12 protein-coding genes are annotated in these 21,623 nt (G+C 63.0%); 5 read left to right on the top strand and 7 right to left on the bottom strand.

What is annotated here, in order from left to right; all coding sequences use genetic code 11:
• Nucleotides 1-51: 51 nt before the first annotated feature.
• On the bottom strand, nucleotides 52-756 hold the full coding sequence (locus tag ABIB44_RS09235; RefSeq protein ID WP_354584357.1) for a DsbA family oxidoreductase: 705 nt from the start codon (nucleotides 754-756) through the stop codon (nucleotides 52-54).
• A 152-nt stretch (nucleotides 757-908) separates the two neighbouring features.
• Between ABIB44_RS09235 and ABIB44_RS09230 the strand changes: the two genes are divergently transcribed.
• A complete protein-coding gene (locus tag ABIB44_RS09230; protein WP_354584356.1) occupies nucleotides 909-1,907 on the top strand; it encodes an aldo/keto reductase in 999 nt (332 codons plus the stop codon).
• A 127-nt stretch (nucleotides 1,908-2,034) separates the two neighbouring features.
• Nucleotides 2,035-2,520, top strand: a complete 486-nt coding sequence (locus tag ABIB44_RS09225; RefSeq protein WP_354584355.1) for a YdeI/OmpD-associated family protein — start codon at nucleotides 2,035-2,037, stop codon at nucleotides 2,518-2,520.
• 9 nt (nucleotides 2,521-2,529) lie between these two features.
• Here ABIB44_RS09225 and ABIB44_RS09220 read toward each other — a convergent pair whose 3' ends face one another.
• The 3 genes from ABIB44_RS09220 to ABIB44_RS09210 form a co-directional block, all read right to left on the bottom strand.
• Complete coding sequence (locus ABIB44_RS09220) at nucleotides 2,530-3,021, bottom strand: T9SS type A sorting domain-containing protein (RefSeq protein ID WP_354584354.1); 492 nt, start codon at nucleotides 3,019-3,021, stop codon at nucleotides 2,530-2,532.
• Nucleotides 3,022-3,081: 60 nt separating this feature from the next.
• The gene (locus ABIB44_RS09215; protein WP_354584353.1) at nucleotides 3,082-4,305 is read right to left on the bottom strand and encodes a hypothetical protein; all 1,224 of its coding nucleotides are present in this window, start codon (nucleotides 4,303-4,305) and stop codon (nucleotides 3,082-3,084) included.
• A gap of 240 nt (nucleotides 4,306-4,545) precedes the next feature.
• Complete coding sequence (locus ABIB44_RS09210; protein WP_354584352.1) at nucleotides 4,546-4,983, bottom strand: DUF2141 domain-containing protein; 438 nt, start codon at nucleotides 4,981-4,983, stop codon at nucleotides 4,546-4,548.
• 159 nt (nucleotides 4,984-5,142) lie between these two features.
• On the opposite strand from ABIB44_RS09210, the gene ABIB44_RS09205 reads away from it, so the two are divergent.
• Nucleotides 5,143-6,477: an NAD(P)/FAD-dependent oxidoreductase gene (locus tag ABIB44_RS09205; RefSeq protein ID WP_354584351.1), complete on the top strand. Its 1,335-nt coding sequence runs from the start codon at nucleotides 5,143-5,145 to the stop codon at nucleotides 6,475-6,477.
• 131 nt (nucleotides 6,478-6,608) lie between these two features.
• Here ABIB44_RS09205 and ABIB44_RS09200 read toward each other — a convergent pair whose 3' ends face one another.
• The 3 genes from ABIB44_RS09200 to ABIB44_RS09190 all read right to left on the bottom strand — a co-directional run bounded on the left by ABIB44_RS09200 (nucleotide 6,609) and on the right by ABIB44_RS09190 (nucleotide 13,284).
• Nucleotides 6,609-6,884 (bottom strand): DUF7957 family protein, encoded by a 276-nt coding sequence (locus tag ABIB44_RS09200; RefSeq protein WP_354584350.1) that lies wholly within the window; start codon nucleotides 6,882-6,884, stop codon nucleotides 6,609-6,611.
• A gap of 7 nt (nucleotides 6,885-6,891) precedes the next feature.
• The gene (gene plsY, locus ABIB44_RS09195) at nucleotides 6,892-7,539 is read right to left on the bottom strand and encodes a glycerol-3-phosphate 1-O-acyltransferase PlsY (protein ID WP_354584349.1); all 648 of its coding nucleotides are present in this window, start codon (nucleotides 7,537-7,539) and stop codon (nucleotides 6,892-6,894) included.
• A 204-nt stretch (nucleotides 7,540-7,743) separates the two neighbouring features.
• Nucleotides 7,744-13,284, bottom strand: coding sequence for a hypothetical protein (locus ABIB44_RS09190; RefSeq protein ID WP_354584348.1), 5,541 nt, complete (start codon nucleotides 13,282-13,284; stop codon nucleotides 7,744-7,746).
• A 312-nt stretch (nucleotides 13,285-13,596) separates the two neighbouring features.
• On the opposite strand from ABIB44_RS09190, the gene ABIB44_RS09185 reads away from it, so the two are divergent.
• On the top strand, nucleotides 13,597-14,625 hold the full coding sequence (locus ABIB44_RS09185; protein ID WP_354584347.1) for a Gfo/Idh/MocA family oxidoreductase: 1,029 nt from the start codon (nucleotides 13,597-13,599) through the stop codon (nucleotides 14,623-14,625).
• Nucleotides 14,626-14,979: 354 nt separating this feature from the next.
• A complete protein-coding gene (locus ABIB44_RS09180) occupies nucleotides 14,980-21,579 on the top strand; it encodes an FG-GAP-like repeat-containing protein (protein WP_354584346.1) in 6,600 nt (2,199 codons plus the stop codon).
• Nucleotides 21,580-21,623 lie beyond the last annotated feature (44 nt).

The following is a 21,623-nucleotide window of genomic DNA, read 5'->3' as shown; positions in this document are numbered from 1 at the left end:
TTATCGAAGCATGACGGGCTCTGACGCTGGGTCTGCGTTATGCTGAAGCGCTTACAATTCGCAGCCTTCCGGCCCGCAGGCATCGCCGTCGGCCACCATGGTTAGGGCCGGTTTGGCGGGCTTGAACTCGTCGTACACCTTTTCCAGTACCTCGGCAAACAGTTCGGGCTGTTGGGCACCGGACACGGCATACTTGTCTTCGAATACGAAGAAGGGCACCCCGCGCACGCCGATTTGCTGGGCCTGGTACTCGTCGAGGCGCACGGCTTCGGCGTAGGTGCCGGCCAGCAGGGCGGCGCGGCTTTCGGTGGCGTCGAGGCCGATTTCGGTGCCGAGCTTTACCAGCGTATCGAGGTCGCCGATGTTCTGGCCTTCGAGGTAGTAGGCGGCCATGAGGCGCTCCTTGGTGGCATCCTGCCGGCCGTGGTGCGCGCCGAGGTGGATGAGCTGATGGGCCAGGAATGTATTGGCCGGAATGGCGTTTTCGAGGTCGTAGTTCAGGCCAACTTCCTTGGCCACACCCGACATGTACTCGTTCATTCGGCGGCCTTCTTCGGGGGCCACGCCTTTTTTCTTGGCCAGCGACTCGTGCAGGCTCTCGCCGGGAATGGGCTGGAAATCGGGCGTGAGCTGGAAGCTGTGCCACACCACTTCTACCTCGTCGCGGTGGGCGAAACCGGCCAGGGCCTTTTCAAACTTACGCTTGCCAATGTAGCAGAATGGGCACACTACATCAGACCAGATTTCAACTTTCATATCGTTGTTATTTTGAAGCTACGGAAGCTGCTACAAGAAACGGCGACTGGGAAAAGTTTCGTCGGCGGTCAGGCCGCAACCTTCGCTCCCAAAGCCCGGTTAACCAGCCCGGCCCCTACGCGGCCAGGTGCTTTCACCCGACTTCAATCTCTATGGAATATCAAAAATTAGGTTCCTCCGACGTTTCCGTTTCGCGCATTACGTTTGGCAGCTGGGCGGCTGGTGGCTGGATGTGGGGCGGTACCGAGCAGAACGATGCCGTGGGGGCCATTCGCGCCAGCTACGACCTGGGCGTGACCAGCATAGACACCGCGCCGGTATATGGCATGGGCCTGAGCGAGCAAATCGTGGGCGAAGCCATTAAAAGCCTACCGCGCGACAAGGTGCAAATTCTCACCAAATTCGGCATGCGCTGGGATTTGGCTAAGGGAGACTTTGCCATGAAGACCAAGGACAACCAGGGTCGCGACCTCGACGTGTATAAGTACGCCGGCCGCGACAGCGTCATCCGGGAATGTGAGGCCAGCCTGCGCCGCCTCGGCACCGACTACATCGACCTCTACCAGCAGCACTGGCCCGACGTGACCACGCCGATTGACGAGACGATGGAGGCCGTATCCCGCCTCATCGAGCAGGGCAAAGTGCGAGCTGCCGGCGTGAGCAACTACTCGGCGGCCCAGATGCAGGAAGCCGAACAGACGCTCTACCTTGCCGCCAACCAAGTACCCTACAGCATGCTGCGCCGCGAAATCGAGGCCGACGTGGTGCCGTACTGCCTCGAAAACAACAAGGCTGTGCTGGTGTACAGCCCGCTGCAGCTGGGCCTGCTGACGGGCAAAATGAAGCCTGGCCAGGATTTCGGCGACGGAGATTTGCGCAACGGCAACCCGTTTTTCACGCCCGAAAACGTGAAGCGCGTAAACGCTGTGCTCAACAAAATCCGCCCGCTGGCTGAAACCAAAAACGCCACTCTCAGCCAGCTCGTGCTGCGCTGGACCTTGGCGCAGCCCGGCATTTCGGTGGCGCTGGTGGGGGCCCGCAACCCCGAGCAGGCCGTGCAGAATGCCCGGGCCATGAATTTTCAGCTCTCGTTTGAGGAAGTGGATTTCATCAATAAGCAACTGCGGGAGCTGGCGGCGGCGGCGGTGTAGAAGACGCAACATGCTGCGTCTCGTCGTTGAACGACTTGCGTTGAACGACGGGAATTGCGCGGTTATAACAACATCAGCACCGACGAGCCGCAAAGTATTGCGTTTCTACATTGTTCAACTGCTACTCATGCCCAACCCTATTCATTTCCGCGCCGTGCTGGAGCCGGGCGGCCCCAGTTTCATGCCCACTCAAATCCTCGTGGTGCCGGTGGCGGTGCTCGAAGCACTGGGCGGCAAGGCTACGAAGCGCGTTGTCGCCAACATTTGCGGCCACGCGCTGCGGCTGGGGCTACTGCCGCTGGAAGGCGGCGGGCGCTACCTCATGCTGAACAAGGACAGCTGCCAAGTCGTGGGCATCGCGCTGGGCCAGGAACTGGAAATTAGCATCGAAGCCGACCCTAACCCCGACCACGTAGACCTGCCCGACGAGCTGGCCGAAGCTCTCGCCGCCTGGCCCGAGGCCGAAATCGCCTTCAACAACTACAAGCCCGCCCACCGCCGTGCCATGGCCTGGCGCGTGGCCGAGGCCAAACAGCCCGAAACCCGCATCCGCCGCGCCGTGACGCTGACCGAGCGGCTGGCGCGCGGCCAGCACCCATTTCGGGCCGACTGAGCGCGCCGCTTAGCGCTTCTCGATGCGCTGCACCGTGCTACCCTGGGCGGTGCGCACTTGCAGCAGGTATAGCCCGGCTGGCAGGCCCGCCAGGGGCATTTCCTGCACACGGCCACCGGCCAGGGTTTCGGTGCGCACGACCTGGCCGGCGAGGCTGAGTACGCGCACGGCACAGGGCTCGGCGGGAGCGGCCGTGAGGTCGAGGGAAAGGTGGTTGGTGGCCGGGTTGGGGTAGGCCAGAATAGGCCGTGTGCTGAGCGCAACGCTCACTTTAACCACCGGCGAGTAGGCCACCGCCCCGTCGCGGTCGACCTGCCGCAGGCGGTAGTAGCTGGTACCGGGCAGCGGCCGCGCGTCGGTGGCGGCGTATACGGTTACCGCCGTGGAATTGCCCTGGGCGCTTACCTCGCGCACTGCCTCGTAGGACTCGCCCCCGGCGCTGCGCTCGATGACGAACACCGCACTGTTGTTTTCCGAGGCCGTGACCCAGCGTAGCTGCACCTCCCCTTTCAGTACTTCGGCAGTGAAGGCGGCCAGCTCGACGGGCAGCGGCCGGCTCGATCAGAAGGTTGTATTGGCCGTGCCCACGCTGCCGGTCTGCGAGTCGAAGCCCGAGGCATTGCCCGAATCACAGAAATCGAGCCGGCCCACCATGCCAAACGAGCCGGCATTGGCCGAGTAGCCGTTAGTGGTGAAGCTGCCGCGCAGCGGGGCGGCCGGGCCCGTGATGGTGCCGCTGCTGTTGTTCAGGAAGTTGCTGGTGCTCGACACCGTGCCCGCGTTGCTTACGGTGCCCGAGTTCACGAACTGGCCGATGACGCGGAACGTGGCCCCGCGGTTGTTGATGAGGCTGGAATTGGCGCTGATATCGCCCATGCCGTTGGTCATCGTCATCGCCCCGCTGTTGGTGATGGTGGTGGCCGAGCCCATGCCCAGGTAGGCATCGAGGGTAGCCGTGCCGGTGTTCACGAAGCTGTTGGGGCCGGTGGCAGGGAAGTTGAAGCCCTTGGTCCAGGTGCCGCTGTTGTTCAGGGCCAGCGCGCTGCCGGGGTTCAGGTTGGCCGCCCAGGTACCGCCGGTGTGGTTGATAGTGAGCTTACCCGCGTAATTCAGGTTGGCAGCGTTCCAGGTGCCGCTGTTGTTGATGATGCTGGTGCCGCTGGGCGTGAAGTAGGCCGACCACGTACCGGTGGCAAAGTTGTTGACGGTGCCGCTGGGCAGGTCATTCACCTGCGCGCTCCAGCCAGCATAGTTGTTGATGGTGACAGCGGCCGTAAAGTTGGTCCCGACATAGCCCGACCAGACGGACATGGTGTTGGCAGCACTGCCGTTATTGATAACGACCGGAGCGTTGAGCTTCACGTTTTGCGATGTGACGGTGCCCTGATTGTGCAGCACGGTGCCCGTGAAACCGCTTACGACCGTGATGTAGCCGCCGTTGCCGTTGCCCCCGTTGCCGTCGCTGATAACGCCCTCGTTGCGAATGATGGTGTTGTTGCCGCGCACCACAATGCTGCCGCCTTTGGTGATGCTGCCCAGGTTAATTACCGTCACATTATTACCCAGCACGTTGATAATGCCTTCGAAATTGACGTTGCTTTCAACGGTAATCGTTTCGCCACCGTGCATGTCGAACGTCCGGGATTTATTCGGATTATCGATGGAATAGGTGCAGGTGCTACACTGGCCCCGGGCTTGGCCCACAAAGCCGCTGCCCAGCAGCAAAAGCGTAACGCTCAGCAATGTCCGAACCGATGCAGAAAAGAAGGTAAAGCGTAGTTGCATATTATAGGTAAAAAAGAACGCGGAAAAGGTCAATTTCATGCAAAGCTACTCGGCCGTTCATTATTTATAATCACATCAAGAAACATTGATACTTTGCCAGCATCGGTTCAATTTGCACTGTGGCTGGCAGGCTCGCCCGACCAAGGTGGCGGCCAGCCCCAAAACCACGCTAAAAAGCCACCGCTGCCTGAGCAACGGTGGCTTTTTTTAATAATATATACTAACAAATATTCTTACCCTTTAATCTTTAAGTACAATACTCACCACACGCCCCGGGCCATCTACCATAAACTTGCACTCGTTGAAATCGGGAGCGGCCACGGTGGGACGGATGTTGTTGGAGAAGGCATAAGGCTCGGTTGGGATACCGAGAAAGTTCTTGTCGATTTTGTTGTTGTTGTTCAAATCCTGGGTGATGGCCACGGCCCACTCGCCCGGGGGTAGCTCGACGGGCAGCGTGAACTGGTTTTTGCCCTCGGGCTTCACCGCTTTCGAAAAAGCCCACTTGCCGCTTTTCAAAAAGCCCTCGCGCGTGTTGTAGAAAAACAGCTTCACGGTGGACGTATTGGATACCAGCGACGACACTACCACCGTAACCGACTGGGTTTCGGCGGCGGGCCGGGCAGCTCCCAGCAGACCGGCGCTGAGCAACAGGGAAGCAATGGGCAGCACTTTCATAAGCAAGCGGTTGGGTTGGTGAACGTAGGCCGCTAACGCGACTTTGACGGGCAGAGTTCGATGCGGCTCGCCTACCACTGGCCCGCCACACAACCTCACCGGCCCAAAACGGGTAAGTAAGCTCCGGGGGGTCGCCATCCGGCTTCGCATCTTTACCGCATGGAAGGGCTAACGAAAATTGATGACCTCGGCAAGCCGCGGGTGGTGATTGTGGGTGGCGGCTTTGGTGGCCTGGAGCTGGCCAAGGCCTTGGCCGATGCGCCGGTGCAGGTGGTGCTCATCGATAAGCAGAACTACCACACGTTTCAGCCCCTGCTCTACCAGGTGGCCACCGCCGGGCTCGACGAGGGCGACATTGTATCGCCGTTTCGCAAGATTCTCAGCCAACAGGAAAATTTTTACTTCCGCATGGCCGAGGTGAAGGCCGTGGATACCGAGAAGCAGGTGGTGGAAACTTCCATCGGGCTGCTGCGCTACGATTTTCTGGTGTTGGCCACCGGGGCCGAGCCCAACTACTTTGGCGATGAGGCGATGGAGAAAAACTCCATTGCCATCAAGAGCGTGGAGGAAGCCATTGAGCTGCGCAACACCGTGCTTTCCAACTTCGAGCAGGCCCTGCAGCTCGGCGACTACGAGAAAATCAACAGCCTGCTCGATTTCGTGATTGTGGGCGGCGGCCCCACCGGCGTCGAAATCGCGGGGGCCCTGAGCGAGCTGCGCACCCACGTGTTTCCGAAGGACTACCGCGAGCTCGACTTTCGGGAAATGGACATCCACCTAGTGCAAAGCGGGCCGGTGCTGCTGAAGGGCATGTCGGCTCATGCCTCGCAGAAGGCCTTGGAGTCGCTGCGCGAGTTTGGGGTGCAGGTGTGGCTGGAGGCGCGGGTGAAGTCGTACGACGGCTACACGGTCACGCTCAACACCGGGCAGCAGTTCATTTCACGCACCGTGATTTGGGCGGCGGGCGTGACGGGTGCCCCCATCGCGGGCCTGCGCCCCGACTGCCTGTTGCCCGGCAACCGCTACGCCGTGGATGAATACAGCCGCGTGCAGGGCTACGACAACGTGTTCGCCATCGGCGACATCGCGGCCATGAAATCGGCCGACTATCCCGAAGGCCACCCCATGGTGGCGCAGCCCGCCATTCAGCAGGGCCGCCTGCTGGGCGATAACATCAAGCGGTGGCTCGGCGGGCAGTTGGCCGAGCGGTTTCATTACCACGACAAAGGCTCGATGGCCACCATCGGTCGCAACCACGCCGTGGCCGACCTCAAGCTCTTCGGCAAAGAGTACCACCTCAGCGGCTTTCTGGCCTGGCTGGCCTGGGGCGTGGTGCACGTCATCTCGCTGGTGAGCTTCCGCAACCGCCTCATGGTGCTGCTGCAATGGACGTGGAGCTACATTAGCTACGACAAGGGCCTGCGCTACATCGTGGGCAAAACCAAAGCCCCGATTCTGGAGCAGGACATGGATGAGGGCAAGGCGATTGTGTGAGTAAGGTAATGTTGGATTTAGTTTGGACACTTCTAAATTCCTCTTCGCAGTGGCGCAGGGCTTTAAGCATCATACTATTATTCTACTGCTATCCCACCTTGAAGCATCATCCGTTAACGTGGCTTGGCAGGTCACTTGGTAAACGTCGCTTTTATCGTTTTTCCTGTTTCAGGGTCGACTAAGCAACTAAAGCAACTCCAAGTGGTAGCGATAAGCTGGCCATTATTTTCGGCCACGCCAACGAAGAAGTCCCCAGGATATTTGGCTTCAGCAATCCACAATCGCTCGCCTTCTAAATTATAGGCATATAAATTATTGATTGTAGTTGCATTTGGAAACGCCATCCAATCATATAGCACCAGCAGCAAACCACCGAATTGCAGCGTTTTGAGGACGTTAAATTCCATTGCACCTCTACTTCCGCTCCCACGGCATGGGCACGCGGCTTTCCGTACCGGCGCGCAGCCGGCCAATATTGGCGCTGTGGGTGTAAACCAGTAGCGCGGCCACCACGAAGCCCACGTATACCAGGAACGGCTGCGCCGGCCGGAACTGCGGCAGCAACTGCAGCAGCGCGAACGTGATGCCTGCCGTCATGCTGGCCAGGCTCACGAAGCGGAACAGCAGCAGCATCCCGATAAAGACGAGAATGCAGATGCCCACCGTGGCTGGGGCCACACCCAGCATCATACCCAGGATGGTGGCCACGCCCTTGCCGCCCCGGAACTGTGCAAACACCGGGTAGATATGGCCTACCACGGCCAGCGCACCGCAAGCCAGGCGGTAGTACAGCTCGTACTCGGGTGCGATGGCTCCCTGCGCTACCAGCCACTGCGGCAGGAAAAACGCGGCCACAAAGCCCTTCAGCGCATCCACGAACAGCACGAAGCTGCCCGCCTTCGGCCCCAGCACCCGGAAGGTGTTGGTGGCCCCGGCATTGCCCGAGCCATGCTCGCGGATATCGGCCAGGTTAAAAAAGCGGCGACCCACCCACAGGGCCGTCGGAATGGACCCAAGCAGGTAGGCGGCCAGCAGGGCCAGAACAATGTAGAGGATGGGCATTGGGAGAGTAATGGGTGGAGAAATAAAGGCGGGGAGGACTTTGGGGCAATAAAGAACGTCATGCTGAGCGAAGTCGAAGCAGCTCTCCCGCGAGCGTAACTGAATACTATGGCGGGAGAGCTGCTTCGACTTCGCTCAGCATGACGTTCGGGTTTCGTTCGGCTGGCGCTTTTCAAGCCGGAAGCAGTCGAACTACTTGGCGGCTTAGCTGTCGCCGAAGGGGTCGGAGCCGCCTTTTTTCTTCTGCTTTTCCGCGTCCTTCTTCTTTTTCTCTTCCTCCTTTTTCTGCTTCTCGGCCTCTTTGGCCAAGCGGGCGGCCTCCTTTTTATCGGGGGCGGTCGGAAAGTCGACCGGGGCTTCCGGGGTGGGCGGCTCGTTGGCCGGGGTGGCTTCCGTGGCCGGCTTGCCGGCGGCGGCTGCTTTGTCGGGCGCGGCCTTGCTGGCAGCGGCGGTGCTATCGGCCAGCGCCTTGACCGGTGCCTTGGCTACCGCTTTTTTCACAGGCGCGGGGGCGGGCTCGTCCAGCACGCCATCGCCGAAGGGGTCATTGGCCTTGGCCTTCTTCTTCTTTTTGGCGGAGGCAGCGGCTGCCTCGGGCGCGGGCGTGGCAGGGTCAGCCAAGGCCTCTTCTACAGCATCCTTCTTCTTTTTCTTCCTGTTGGCCATTTCGTCGAAAGCGGGCTGGGCGGCGGCCGGGCGGCTTGACTTCGCGGCCGCTTTGGGCTTGATGCCGAGGAAGTCCCGCTGGAAATGGTCACGGAAGTTGTCCGCGTCGGCAAAGTCGCCCAGGAAAGCTCCGTAGCTGGTCGCCGTTTCGTATTCGCCTTTGGCCTTGGCGGCAATTTCGGCATCGAAGTCCTCGTTTTGCGACTTCACCAGCAGCAGGTTGTTGGCAAACTTGAGGTAGTACCAGCTTTGCTTGTCGGCTTCGAGGTAGAGCTGCACCACGTCGCCCCCACTCTCGCGGCGGATTTCCACGTAGCCGTTTATCAGCGCGTTCAGTGGCTGCTTGCCCACGCCGGCCAGGCCAATGGGACCCACCGAGTACCAAGCCCGGCGTCTGTCGTTCCAGCGCAGGTTCACGCGGCTCAGCACGATGGTGTGAACCAGCTTGGGCGAGAGCTTCATGAGCGGGTCGGCAAAACCGCGGCGCTGCGAAGCGGCATCAACGCCCTTGTTGCCAATAAACTGGGCCAAGTTGTAGAATTCGTTGGTGGAGCCCGTCTGTGCTTCGGGGAGGTTCTTGGTGGTTTTGGCCAGCTCGTTGGCCATGATGTCGAGGGCCTTTGGGGGCAGGGTCACGTCGATGCCCAGCAGGGCCTCAACGGTGTAGCGGGCACTGTCGGGGTTGGCCGTACCAATGCCGGCCCCCACCATCCGGAAGTCCTTCACGGCATCGCCAATAAAACTCATCGGGCCGTGGAAACTCAGCGAGTTGGTCCCGTCGGTGTAGGTAAGCGACGAGCCTTCGTAAGCGTTGACATCGGCCGGGTCGTTGCGCGAGATGGTATATAGCTCTTTCTTGTTGTCGTAGTGCAGCTTACCGTCCACCTTGAACACGGTCAGGTCGGTCGAGTTCGGGATGGCCGCCGCGTAGAGCGGGTACAGCACGTTGGTCTGGTCCGAGAGAAAAATGCCGGTCACGAGCGCGGCACCGTCGCCGGCCTTCACGTCGTTCAGGTTCAGGCTGAAGTTTCGCGGGTCGATGGAGTCCTTCACGGCCACCCACTGGGCCAGGGCGCGGTTTTTGCCAAACTGCAGCTGCACCTCCCCGTTAAAGGCAAAGCCCCGGCGGCGCGAGTTCAGCTCCACGTTGCCCCGGTAGCCGATGCGCGGCGTGAGCTGAAACTTGCTGGTGTTGCTCACCACGGCCGTGGCTACGGTGGCCGGCCCCTGGGCATCCCCGTTCTCGGAGCCGATGGCCGCGCCCGTATCGTCGTGCTTGAACTTCTTGCCTTTGCCGGCCATCACGGCCGCTTGGTCGGGCCCGAAGCTGCCGAAGCGCAGGGCCACCGAGTCGTGCGCGGTTTTGAAGATGTACTCGGCGCTGCCCGCAAAGGCTTCCTTGGAGAGCACGTCGATATTGCCATTGTAGAGCTTGTGGAACTTGGCCAGCGAGTCGAGCACCACCCCCGCGTTGCGCAGGCGCTGCAGGCGGCCAGCGGCCAGAATATTTACGCGGCCCGAGTCGGGGATAATCCAGGCATCGGCGGCGGCGATGTAGGGCACGCCACCCACCTTCATCTGGTACTTGGCCAGGTCGTAGATGCCATTCGAGGCTTTAAACTTCAGGCCCAGCTGGCTGGCATTGGTGGCGTAGAAGTACGACTTGGTCGAGTCGTTGCCCGGGGCCACGCGCAAGCGCACCTCCTTCTTCTTGAAGTCCCAGTGCCCGCCACTGAGCGTGGTCCGGAATTTCGAATACGGCAAGTCGATACTGGCCTTACTGTCCTTCTCGCGCTTGAAATCGGCGTAGCCATTTTTCAGGTTGTAGTTGAATTCCACCTCGCTGGCCGACAAAGCCGGCTTGTTAGCCTCCGCCGATTTCACGTTGAGCGTGGCGTGCCGGCCCGAGTAGCTGTCGTTCTTAAAATTAAAATCGGGCGATTTAATGTATGACTGCGGCCCGTCGAGGCGGCCATCGCCGCCGGCCGAGGTCGGGGTCAGCAGGGCCGTGCCCTTGAAATTATAGGCCGTAATGGTTTTGGCCCGCGCATCGCCTTTGGCATACAGGCGAATGGGCGCGTCGGAGCCGGGCGGCGTGGTCAGGAACATCGAATCCTGCTTCACCTTCCAGTTCATGATGTAGCCCCGGGGCAGCGCCATCTTCGGGATATCGACCCCATCGGCGCGCTTGGCCGCCACGTTGCCCATGGTGCCAATGGCCACCACCGAGTCGCGGTAGAGCACGAAGCTGTCGGAATTGAACGTGCCCGACTGATAGGTTATCATGCCGTCGGCTTGCAGGCCGCGCCCGTCCATGCGCACCTTATCAAACACGCGGCCCTTGCCCTTGTAGAGCGGAAATCCTTCCCTGGGCACGTCGTAGGCAAAGCCCAGCGCCCCGTCTTCCTGGAGCGTGAGCTTGGTTTTGAGGTCGGGCACGATGCCACCGCTGCGGAAGGTGCCCTCGAAGCCGGCCGCCGACTTGCTCAACCCATTCAGCGAGTCGAGCTTAAAGGGCGGGATGTCGAACACCAGCGTCGAGTCGTAGGCCCCGCCCAGCACGTCCTGCTTGCGGAAGTACACGTTGGCTCCGCTCTTCGAGTCGAAAGCCGGGTACTGGCCCATCTTTTTGCGGCCCGACTTGTTTTTGGGGTCGTTCAAAAACAGGCGGCCGGTGCTTACCTTACCACGGTTGGTGAGGGCAAAATCAGCCTTTTTGCCGGTGGGGCGGCCCTTGCGGTCCTTGGTTTCGCTGCGAATGACGATGGAGTCAATCTTAGCCATGTCGACGTAAAAGCCTTTGTAGTCGAACTTAAAATCGCGCCCCTTGAAGCGCATGGCCGAAGCAACCACCGTACCGCCGAAGGTGATGTTGCGGTCCTGGCCGATGCGAATAATGGCACTGTCGGGCTTCACGTACACCGTGGCCGAGTCGTCGGAGAAGTTGAATCGCTGCACGCCGCGCACCGTCAGCTCGTTGGTATTCAGGTTAAGCGTCGCGTTTTTACCCGAGCCCGACAGCGACTTGATGGCAATGTGGTCGTAGTCCTTTTTGTCGCGGGCCGAGGCCACGTAGTGTGTGCCCTTGGGCAGAATGGTGACTTCGCCGGTCTGGGCATTCCAGGCCACGTAGCCGTCGCGGGCCAGGCCCGACATGGCGCTGCGCATGTTGGCCTCGCTGGTGCCCAGGTCGGTAGCCAAATTGCTCACGTTCACGGTTTTCAGATTGCCGTGGGCCTGGCTGTAGCCCACCAGCATCTGGAGCGGGTGCAGGCGGTTGATGCTTTTGAGCTGCTGGTACCGGTCGTTGGTGAAGAATTCCTTGCTCTCAAAATCGGCCGATTGCTGGTTTTTAGCCGAGAGCACCGCAAAGTCGAGCGCCGACTTGTGCAGGTCCCAGTTCAGGGCCTCGGTCCGGATTTCGAGCTGGTGGTAAGAGTCGCTGTAGGGCGTGGTTTTGTAGAGGCCTTCTTCACGGGCCAGCTTCAGCTGCTGCTGGTTTTTGAGGTATTTCAGCTGCACACCGGGATGAGTAATCGAGTCTTTCGCTCCCTCATAAATCGTGATGCCCGCCCGGCTGGCCGTGATAACCGAGTCGCCGAGCACATAAGCCCGCGACGAAGCCCGGAATTTGGGCTTGCCCTCCACGCTCACCGTCAGGTTCGAGAGCGAGCCATCCAGGGCCGCGCTCAGCACCTTGAAGCCCGCCATCGACAAGCCCCCCCGATACTGAATGTTCTGCCCCAGGTTCTTAATCTGGGCATCGTTGGTGAGCGAGATGAAGCGCGGATAGCCGGTATCGGCCTGCCCCGGCTTGCGGCGCACGCTCTTGTAGCTGAGCGCGCCCTTCACCGGCGCTTCGAGCAGATAGGGGTACGTCACCGTCACGGGCTGGGCCGTGAACTCGGGCTTGGTCATATCGAAGTCGAACGGCCCGAGGTCGGCCGTCACCAGATTGGTGCGGATGGACCACACGAACTGTCCGCCCGTGGCCACGAAGCGGTGGCTGCTGAACATGGCCGCGCCGCTCACCTTTTTAATGAACACCGAGTCGCCCCCGGTCGCCATAAATAGGTCGGCGTTTTCTACTTTCAGCACTGGCCCGCGCACGGGTGGCGGCGAGTAGGCATCGTAGGGAAGGGCCGAGGGCGTGAATGCCGCCGGCTGGTCAAAATCCGACGACTTGGCCACCGGGGCGGCCGGCGTAGCAGCGGGTTTGGCCCCGGCTTTGGCCACGGGCTTTTTGGCGGGCGCGGGCTTTTTCTTGGCGGGTGCCCCCCAGCCATCGTCGGAGGTGTCGCCCCAGCCGCCGTTGGACGGCGACGACCACAGGTCGGCCGTGTCCCAGCCGTTGCTGCTGGCTTTTTTCTTCTTGGGCGCGGGCTTGGCGGCGGCCCCGGGCTTTTTGGCCACCGCCTTGGGCGCAGCGGGCAGCGGTGCTTCTTTCGGAGCCGGCGCGGTGCTTCCAAACTCCAGGTTCGACTGCGGCACGGCCAGCGGCGTGTAGGCGAACGAAATGGTGCCGTTCACGGCGCGCAGCGTGTTGTAGCCGGTGCGGTAGAGGTAGCCGCCGTGGAAAAAGCGGTTGGTACTGGTCAGGAAACGGTCGGTTTCCATCGGGTCCTCGTTGTTGAGGCTTTGGGTCAGCACGTCGATAAACTGGTCCATCTGCCCATCGGTGAGCCGTGCCAGCGTAGTACCCGCCACGAAAACGTTGAACAGCGTTTCGAAGTGCGGACGGGCCCGGAAGTGTTTAGCCAGCATGGTTTGCGACAGCGCCACAATGTTGCGCTGCTGCGTGGTCGTGAGCCGGTTCGAGGCCCACAGCTCCTTGAAGCGGGCGGCGATAACGCGCGCGCCGGCGTTGTTGGTGCTAGCCATCATGGCTTGCACGTCGGCGATGTACTGGGCGGGGTCGGTCGAGAGCTTACCAGGCTGATAGCGCGACGCAGCCGTTGCCGTTGCCGGAGTGGTGGCCGCCGGGGTAGCCGGCGCGGGTTTGGTCTGAGCGTGCACGGTCCCGACGCTGCCGTTCAGCAGGCTCAGGAAAACGCACACCATCGTTGCAATTTGCTTCATAGAATGTCGATACACGGCAATAGGTCGGGCAGGGTAGTTAAGGATAGGCACCCGGGTTATTACCTCCCAAACGCCTAGCTCCGAGGATAGTGCCCCGGCCCACTGAAAATAAACCCGGTACAAGTTAGGCAGAATCAAAAAAGCAATTTAGCAATATGCCCGCCGCGCGGCCAATACCCTTTGATTATCAATAATTTTCCTGCTTACGTCCTTTTTGGCCACCCCCGCATTGTGCCACTTTAGTGGCGGCTGGCCCGGCGCAGCCGCTGGGGGCCGCGCCGGGCCAGACACCAACGGCCCTACCTTGCGAACATGGCTGCTATTCCCATTCGCACCGCGCTGCTGGCTTATGGCATGTCGGGCAAACTCTTTCAGGCTCCCTTTCTGGCGGCGCACCCGGGCTTCGAGCTTTACGCTGTAGTGGAGCGCACCGAGGCGCGCATGCAGCACGACTACCCCGGCATCCGGAGCTACCGCAGCGTGGCCGAGCTGCTGGCCGATGCCACCGTGGAGCTGGTGGTGGTGAACACGCCCAGCGCCACCCATTTCGAGCTGGCCAGCCAGGCCCTGCGCGCCGGCAAGCACGTGCTGATTGAGAAGCCGGTGGCTACTTCCGTGGCCCAGCTGCGGGCGCTGCTGGCCCTGGCCCGGCAGCAGGGCCGCCACCTGCTGGCCTACCAGAACCGGCGCTGGGACAGCGACTTCGACAGCATTCGGCGCGTGGTTGAGCGTGGCCAGCTGGGCCAGCTGCTCGAAGCGCACTTCCGGTTCGACCGCTACAAGCCAGCCCTCAACGTCAAGAAATTCAAGGAGGAGCCCAGGCCCGGCGCGGGCCTGCTCGCCGATTTGGGCCCGCACCTTATCGACCAGGCCATCAGCCTGTTTGGCCAGCCGCTGAACGCGCACAAAACCCTGGGTCGCAACCGCCCCAGCTCGCAGGTCGACGACTTTTTCAGCCTGCACCTGCACTACCCGCGCGGTCTGAACGTGTGGCTGACCTCGAGCCTGCTGGTAGCCGCACCCGGCCCGGCCTACGTGCTGCACGGCACCCTCGGCAGCTACCAGAAGCACCGCGCCGACCCGCAGGAAAAGCAGTTGCTGGCCGGCCTCGCGCCCACCGCGCCCAGCTACGGCCACGAGCAGCCGGGCCAGGAGGGCCACCTGACGCTGGCCCGGGCCGATGGCCAGCTAAGCACTACCCCCGATGCCGCCGCGCCGGGCAATTACATGGGCTTGTTCGAGGCCGTGCTCGCAACCATCCGGCACCAAGCACCTTATCCGATTACGGCCGAGCAGCTGCTGTGGCAGAACGAGTTGCTGGAGCTGCCAGCCAACGCCTGAGCGCGGGCAGTAAAAACCCAGTGAAGCGCTATTCCGACAAGCGGACGCTAGCCAGCGCATATCCCCGGGATTTACCGGCAAGCTTTGAGACATTTCGGCGTCGCTAGCTGCCGGCCCAGCCCACCCCATATCGAGGGCGCTATCCGGTTGCGACTCGCCGGGCGGCATCGCTACTAATGGCGGTGGGCTGAACCGGCTGGCTTTGGCAGGAAGCGCGGTACGCGTCTGCGCAATCGCCTTGGCGAGCCCCCTATTTATACCTCACAAAAACACTTGATAATCTGAAACTTATTGAGGATTTTTGCCTGGCCTATCCTGCTAACGGCCTTTTTTACACTCCTTTTTCCTTTCCATTTGCAACACAGCTCCTCCGCTCGCTTTTGCCTGTTTATTCGCTCGCTTAACCTGAGCCAACTTGCGTACCAGGCCCTGGTTTTAGCCCTCGCTACTACGCTGCTGGTGGGCCCGGCCCGGGCCCAGACGACCATCCTGAGCCGGCAACCGGGGCGCAACGCCGTGGCGGCTGGCCGCGCCGTTCCTGTCAGCATTGTTTTTTCGCAAGCCATCGCGCCCGGCACGGCGGCCGGCCTGCGCGTCTACGGCTCGGCCCTGCGCGGCCTGCGCCCCGGCACGCTCGCGGGCGGAGGCAGCAACACCCTCACGTTCAGCCCCGCGCAGGGTTTTGCGCCGGGCGAAAGCGTCAGCGTGAGCGTGCCATCCAGCCTGACCAGCACCGGGGGCGCGGCCGTGACGCGGCAGGTATACCAGTTCACGGCCGCTACCGGCGGCCCGGGCCGGGGCTTTTTTCTGGATACCGCCGTCGTGGGCAATACCACTTCCCGCGACCAGCTCCTGGCCGATATGGACAACGACGGCGACCTCGACCTGATAACGACCGGGGGCCTGTACGGCTGCCGCGTTTTTGCTAACGACGGTGCCGGCCACTTTTCCTTCCTGAGCGGCGTGGTGGCAGCGCAGGAGCCGGCTGGCGTCGCGCTGGCCGACGTGAACCAGGACGGTTTCCTCGATGCCCTGGTTGCCGACTTTGCCGGGGCCACGGTGGCCGTCTGCCTCAACGATGGCCACGGTACGCTCATTGGCATTACCGGCACGCTCACCAGCCCCATTCCCTCGCAGAACGTAGTGGTTGGTACGCAGCCCGTGGGGGTGGCCGCCGGCGACCTCGACGGCGACGGCGACCAGGATTTTGTGACGGCCAACGCCGGCGACAATACGGTTTCCATTTGGTTCAACAACGGTAGCTACCCCGCCTTTTACTCCAGCCGTGCTACCGTAGCCATGGGCAGCACGCCTTCGGACGTGGCCCTGGCCGATGTGGACAGCGACGGCGACCTTGACCTGCTGGTCACTAACTCGGGCTCCGTTGCTACGCCGGCCAGCAGCGTTAGCGTGCGGCTGAACGCGGGTAACGGCACATTTGGCCCGTTGGTAGCGGTGGCCGTCGGTCTGCGGCCGTCGGCCCTGGCCCTGGCCGACGTGGACAGCGACGGCGACCTCGACCTGCTGACGGCGAATGCCGGAGCAGCCTCGGTGAGCCTGCGCCTGAACAACGGCAGCGGCAGCTTCGCGGGCAGCACCACGCTAGCGCTGCCGGCCGGCAGCACGCCCTCGGGCCTGCGCACCGGCGATGTGGACGCCGATGGCGACCTCGACCTAGTGGTGGCGCAGGGCGTGGGCGGCCGGGTGTTCACCTACCTAAATACGGCGGGCACGTTTGCCGTGCAGCGGCGCGCGCTGCACCTGAGCCACTCCCCCAGCCCGACCGCTACTGCTACCGGAGTTACGCTGGGCGATATCGACGGCGACGGCGACCTCGACCTGGTCACCTACGACGACTTCCACACCGTGCTGCTGAGCCGCAACGAGGGGCCGCCGCCGGCCCTGGCCCCAGCGGCCGTTGCCAGCCTGCTGCCAGCCTTCGGCCCGGTGGGCACCAGCGTCATCATCGCCGGCACTGGGTTGGTCGATGTGGTGGCCGTACTCTTCAACAACACGCCAGCAACGGGGTTCACCGCCAATGCCGGCGGCACGAGCCTGACGGTAGCCGTGCCGGCGGGGGCCAGCAGTGGCCTCGTCACCGTCGTGACCGAGGATGCCGGCTCGGCGACCTCGCCGGCGCCTTTCACCGTGACAACTCCGGTAGAAGTGCTGCTGACGAGTATTAATCCGGCCCGCAACGCACCCAGTGCCGCGCGCAGTACGGCCGTCACGGCGACCTTCTCGGCCCCCATCACGGCCGCTACGGCCGGTAACCTGCGGGTGTTCGGCAGCCAGCGCGGCGGCCGGCGCACTGGTACGGTTACGGGGGGCGGCACGGCAACGCTGACGTTTACGCCGGACCAGGAATTCGCCCCCGGCGAGCTCGTGAGCGTGAGCCTGCCGGCGACAATGGCAAGCCCGGTGCTGGGCAACGTAGTGCGCCCGCAGGTGGTGCAATTCGTGGCCGCTACGGGGGGCACCGGCCGCCACGACTTTGCCCTGAACACCGCGCTGAGCGCCACCCTTGGGACCGGTACCGTGGCCAATGCCAAGGCCGGCGACTTCGACAACGACGGCGACCTCGACTTAGCGCTGCTCTACGGCACGTCCATCAGCATCCGCCTCAACAGCGGCACGGGCACCTTCGGGACCGGCCCTACACTGACGCTGCGCGGCAGTACGGCGGTGTTGGCTCTGGCCGACGTAGACGCCGACGGCGACCTCGATTTAGTCAGTGGCAGCACCGCAACCACCGTTTGGCTCAACGATGGGCACGCGGCGTTTACGGCGCTGGCCCAACCGGGCCTGGATGACGTTGCCCGGACGGGGATGGAGCTGGTTGATTTCGACGCCGACGGCCTACCCGACCTGCTTTCCATTGCTTCGAACTCGGTTAAAACCTACCGTAACCTGGGTGGCGGCAGCTTCAGCAGCACCAGCTCAACCATCAGCTACCTCGAGCGAACGGTGGCGACGGCGGGCGACGTGAACAACGACGGTCGCCCGGACGTCATCGTGGCCGGCACTAACAGCCCCCAAGGGCGGCAGGAGCTGCTGGTACTGCTCAACGACGGCCAGGGCCAGTTCACCAGCAGCCAGCAACTGCTGCTACGCGACATGCGCGACCTGGCCCTGGGCGACCTCGACGGCGACGGCGACCTGGACCTGGTCTACAATGCTTACCCGTCGTTTAGGAGCGAAATAACGATTCTGCGCAACGATGGTCGCGGCTCTTTTGGTCCGCCTTCCCCGTCCCTCTACCTCGATGGCCGCGGCCTGACGCTGGCCGACGCCGACGCCGATGGCGACCTCGACGTGCTAACTTATCATGGCCTGGGCGTGAACGATGGCGCGGGCAACTACACGCTGGTGGCCACGCCCAGCAGCCAGGCCTTCAGTGAGCGCCTGCTGGCCGTGGGCGACTTCGACGGCGACCTCGATGTGGACCTGCTCACCCGTTCGGACGCCGGCCTCGCCCAGCTTCTGCTGAACCGACCCGGCCCGCCCCCCGTCCTAAGCACCCTCACCCCCGATAACGGGCCGGTGGGCAGCCGGGTACTGCTGACGGGCCGTAACCTGACCCCGGCCACCGGCATCACCTTTAACGGGGTGGCGGCTACTGCTTTTGCCATCGTATCGCTCACCCAGCTGGCCGTGACGGTGCCAGCCGGGGCTACCAGCGGCCCGGTGGTGGTGACTTCGGTGGCCGGCACCGCCCAGGCCCCGACGCCGTTTATGGTAACGCGGCTACTGGGCGTGACGGGCCTCAACCCCGCCCGCAATGCGGCCAATGCGCCCGCCAACGGCGGCCTCGGCGTGCAGTTTGCCCGCGCGGTGAATGCCGGTACGGCCGATAGTCTGCGGGTTTTTGGGCGCTACTACCAGGGCCGCGTCGTTGGCACCGTAGCGGGCGGCGGCACGGCGGCGCTGGCTTTTACCCCAACGCAGGCCTTTGGGCCGGGCGAAACCGTGAGCGTGAGCATTCCGGCCACCATTGCCGGCACCGATGGCAGCCGGGCGGGCCGCCAAACGTACCAGTTCACGACGGCGGCGGCGGGCACGGGCACCGGCTTGCTGCTGCGCGCGCCCAACGGCCTGTCGGTGGCCGCTACTTACTCGCTGCATGGTTTTGCCGTGGGCGACCTCGATGATGACGGCACCCCCGACCTGCTGACGACCTACGGCAGCATTCGCTACAACAATACCGCCGGGGCTTTTCTCGATAGCCTGGACTCGCCGATTTTCTCGACGCTCGCGGCCAATAACGTAGCCCTGGCCGACCTCAACGGAGATGGACGGCTGGATGCGCTTTCGACCGATGGCACCGTCCAGCTCAACCTCGGCAATGCAACCTTCGACCCACAGTCCGACCTGCGCGGCTACGGGGATGACATTCACGACTTCGCGACGGGTGACCTCGACGGCGACGGCGACCTCGACCTGGTAGGCGTGAACTACGCCCGCGACAGTGTGTACGTGGACTTTAACGACGGCACCGGGCGCTTCCCCACCCGCCTGCGCGTGGCAGTTGGCGCGCAGCCCAACAGTGTAGTGCTGGGCGACGTGGACAACGACGGCGACCTCGACTTTGTGGTGGCCGGCACCGGCGGCACGGTCAGTATTGGCTTTAATGAGGGAACGGGCTGGTTTGCGCCGGTGCAGTCGCTGGCGGCGGGCGCGGGCTTGCGGCGGGCCGTGTTGGGCGACCTCGACGGCGACCACGACCTGGACCTGGCGACCAACAACGGGCGCGTGTACCGCAACGATGGCACCGGCACATTCGCCCTCTACCAGACCACATCCACCGGCAACGACCTCGCCCTGGCCGACGTGGATGCTGACGGCGACCTGGACCTGCTGGTGGCCGGCACCGGGGCCGTGCAGCTGCGCCGCAACGACGGCACCGGCCAGCTGGCCGGCACGGAAAGCATTTCCTTCGGCACCGGCAGCCAGAACACCTCCCCTATCCTGGTCGACCTCGACCACGATGGCGACCTCGACCTGCTGGTGGCCAACGCCACCGATGGGACGATAAACGTGGCGCTCAACCAACGAGTGGCGGCCCCGGCCCTGCTCAGCTTTGCGCCGGCGCTGGGGGCAGTGGGTTCGACGGTGGTACTCACGGGCACCGACCTGATTGGGACCACCAGCGTTACCTTCAATGGGGTAGCGGCCCCGATTTTTACGGTGGTGGCGGCCACGCGCCTGGAAGTTGTAGTGCCCGCCGGAGCAACCTCGGGCGTGGTGCGGGTGCAGAACCCGGTGGGCAGCAGCACCTCGGCCACGGCTTTTACGGTGGTCCAAACACTCGGCATTGCCAGCCTGAACCCCGCCCGCAACGCCACCGTGGCGCGCACGGCCCCTATTACCGTGAGCTTTGCCCAGGCCGTATCGACTAACACGGCCGCCAACCTGGTGGTGGTGGGGCAGTCGAGCGGTCGCCTGGCTGGCCGCCGCGCGGGCGCGGGCACCTCCACGCTGTCCTTCACCCCCACGCGGCCTTACGCGCCGGGCGAAATCCTCGATATCAGCGTGCCGCCCTACGTGGAGGCCAACCAGCTGCAGGTGCAGCCGCAGGTGTTTCAGCTGCGGGCGGCCGTGGGCGGTACGGGCCGGGGAGTATTCGACGCGCCCCGAATTGTGACGGACGAAGCCCGGAATAAGCCGGTGGTAGGCGATGTCGACGGCGATGGCGACCTGGATGAGATTCATCACGGCAGCCTGCACATTGAGTTGCTGCGCAACAACGGCAACGCCACTTTCGGCCCGCCCGAGCACCTGCTGGCCAGCGATGTTAACGCGTATCATGTACTGGCCCTGGGCGACGTGGATGGCGACGGCGACCTGGACCTGGCCATAGGCGACGTGCTTACCGGCACTGGCAAATCGGTGGTCTACATCCGCCTCAACGATGGCGCGGGCCATTTTGCCACGGCGCTGCCCGATGTGGCGGTAGGCGAATACGTCTTTCAACTCGCTTTCGGCGACCTTGATGCCGACGGCGACCTCGACTTAATAACGGGCAACGGCGGCCAGGCGGCTTCCACGATTAGCGTTCGCCTTAACGATGGCAGCGGCCACTTCCGCTACACCCGCGATGAACGGTTCGACTTCAGTGGCATATCGCCCAGCTTTAGCCTAGGCGACCTCGACAGCGATGGCGATTTAGATTTAGTCACCTACACAAATTTCGGCCAGGACCTGCGCTTCAACGACGGGCACGGTGGCTTTGCCACCGTTGGGCAGGCCCCGAATGCGGGCCTGCATCCCTCGGCCCAGGCCCTGGGCGACATGGATGGCGATGGCGACCTCGACTTGGTAGTGACGCTGCTTGACGGCGAGATTGAGACGTTCTTCAACAATGGCAATGGCACCTTCGCGGCCCCTATCGTGGGAGGAGTACCCAATGGAGCGGAGTACATGATGCTGGGCGACCTCGACGCCGACGGCGACCTCGACGCGGTGGTGATGGGCTACGACAGCAACTATCAGGTGGCGATGAACGACGGGAAGGGTGCGTTGCTGTATGCCTACGAAGTGTCGCTGCGCACCAATAGCACCATTCCCGCCTGCTCGCTCAACGACTTTGACGGCGACGGCGACCTCGACTTGCTATACTTCTACCGGCGGTCGAACACGCTGCGGTTGGCCCTCAACGCGTTTAGTCTGGCTACTGCGTCTGCCCGCCCTGCTACGGCCGCCGTAGCGCTTTATCCGAACCCCGCGCACGAACAGTTTCGGCTGGTGGTTCCGGCGGCCCTGCGGCCTGCCACCGCTACGGCCCTGCCGCTACGCCTCTACAATGCGCTCGGCCAGCTGGTCCGGACGCAGCCGGTTTCGCTTTCGGCCAGCGGGGAGGCGGTGGTGCACGTAGGCCAGCTGCCCGCCGGCCTCTACACGCTGCACGTTGGGCTGCAAAGCGGCCCCGTGGTGCTGCGGGTGGCCATCGAATAAACGAGCCGGCCCGGTGGCGCGGCCTTCGGGTTGGGCGGCCGGGC

The organism is Hymenobacter sp. UYCo722, from assembly GCF_040547115.1.
Taxonomy (GTDB): domain Bacteria; phylum Bacteroidota; class Bacteroidia; order Cytophagales; family Hymenobacteraceae; genus Hymenobacter.
Note: the sequence above shows the minus strand (reverse complement) of the source record. Positions and strands in the feature narration are given on the sequence as shown.